Origin of the sequence: Pseudescherichia vulneris, from assembly GCF_902164725.1 — a bacterium.
Classification (GTDB): domain Bacteria; phylum Pseudomonadota; class Gammaproteobacteria; order Enterobacterales; family Enterobacteriaceae; genus Pseudescherichia; species Pseudescherichia vulneris.
Genome location: NZ_LR607338.1, coordinates 3,547,211 through 3,548,896, shown reverse-complemented (window position 1 = coordinate 3,548,896; position 1,686 = coordinate 3,547,211). Strand labels below are relative to the sequence as shown.

Below are 1,686 nucleotides of genomic sequence, written 5' to 3'. Positions count from 1 at the left end.
ACGAACCACTCCAGAGGCTCGCCGACGCCAATATCGCGGCGCGTGCCATCAATCGGGGCGAGGTCGATTACGTCAGTCGAAGCCGCAGAAGCTGTAACCGCCTGCTTCTCGGAGAACATCAACAGTTTGTCGGTGATCATCTTTCTTTCTCCATACATGGGCCTTTCGGCCCATTAGTTAATGACAGGCGTTACACAACGCGGGATTCTGTTTCCAGGATCGCGTCTGTTTCACGGATCGGGATGCCACGGAAGGTGGTCCAGAATTCGCCTTCAGTCTCTTTCACGTTCAACGCCAGGGAAGCTTTATCCAGAGATTGCAGGTCCAGCGCCTGGGCAATGGTGCGGTTCATGTAGAACACAGGTTTGCCCATGCCACGGTTCGGAATGCGGTGCAGCGCTTTCACCATCAGGCTGACGATGTTGGCAGCATTCGCGGTGACCGACAGGTCGCTTACATCGATGTTCGCGATACGCACAACATAGCGCCAGTCACGCAGAGCCAGGCCGTTATCCCACTTGTAGTGGGTGCGATAGCCTTCGTAGCGGCCGCCGTTAGCATCAAACAGCGTCTTCTGCCCTTTATCTTCCATCTGAAGACCAGCCTTCTGGCCTTTCGGGAAGATGCCGTGCACGGTGTTTTCACCCCAGACCACCAGCCAGATAGAGGTGTTATCGGTGCCGGTACCGCCAGCATCAATGATGTTCTGGCCATTGCCCGCTGACTTGCTGGAGTAGCGGGACGACAGGCCCATAAACTGCTGAGGGTTAACGCTGGTATCTCCGTAGAAGAGCGTCTGAGCCATCTGCTGGTTCATGCCTTCGATGAATGCACGGTCTTCCGACAGGCGGAATTCAGCAGTGTTGCCGTTCAGATCAGCCAGAGATTTATCAACTTCGGCGTAAGTTTCCAGCATGCCGACGGAGTCAGTGACCTGTACGGTGGTGGATTTGCTCGGTTGCACGCCATAGTTCAGTAAGCGCCAGGTCGCCTGCGGCAGGCCAGAGCGAATAGTGGTACGGTGACCGGTAGGCAGGTTACCTTCGACGAACGGCATATCCATCAAAATCGGGTTGGTCTGCCCCAACAGCTCGATGATTTTATCGATCTTACCGTTTGGATCTACGCGCTTACCCCAGTCAGCCAGCGTCAGCGCAGTTAAGCCTTTAACAGCCATGGTTATTTCCTCTCTTATTTGCCATAAAGCACTTCGGCAGCAGTACGCTGACCGCTTTCTTTGCCGGTCACCATGCCGTCTTCTGACATGGCTTTACCGACCTTAACGAACACTTTGATCAGCTCGGGGTGATTACCCAGGCCTGAAGCATTCAGGTATTCTTTGAGATCCGGCGTACCGAAGGTCTCAAGCGCGCGCTGTGCTACGCCAATGTTGGCCGTGAGCTTGTCGCCACCGATCTCTTTGTCGGCCTTGACGTCGGCAGCCCACTGCTCAGTGGTCTTCTGCCAGGCTTCCGCCTGCTGCTTCTGCACCATTGGCAGGATCTGCGTGCCGTACAGGTCGACCATCTTCTGAGCCTGCTCGTTGGTCAGGTTCAGCTCACGAGCGATAGGCTCAAACTGCTCCAGTGCCGCAGTGTCCAGCTCCTGACCTTCAGTAGTCTTGAACTCATACTTCTCCGGCGCGCCTTCCGGCTTTTTCTCTTCCTGCTTCTTCTCGCCGTCCGG

General features: G+C 55.5%; 3 protein-coding genes. All 3 read right to left on the bottom strand.

Translation table 11 applies throughout. From position 1 onward, the window contains the following. The coding region (locus FN633_RS18575; protein WP_341805726.1) for a Bbp16 family capsid cement protein at positions 1-140 on the bottom strand (140 nt) is incomplete at its 3' end. 50 nt (positions 141-190) lie between these two features. Next, complete coding sequence (locus FN633_RS14725) at positions 191-1,177, bottom strand: major capsid protein (RefSeq protein ID WP_154058220.1); 987 nt, start codon at positions 1,175-1,177, stop codon at positions 191-193. Between the two features lie 14 nt (positions 1,178-1,191). Next, positions 1,192-1,686: peptidase (locus FN633_RS14720; RefSeq protein WP_154058962.1), on the bottom strand; the 495-nt coding region annotated here is incomplete at its 5' end.

Coding starts and splice junctions, on each gene's coding strand:
- FN633_RS14725 (WP_154058220.1), bottom strand. CDS start 1,177: ATGGCTGTTAAAGGCTTAACTGCGCTGACGCTGGCTGACTGGGGTAAG.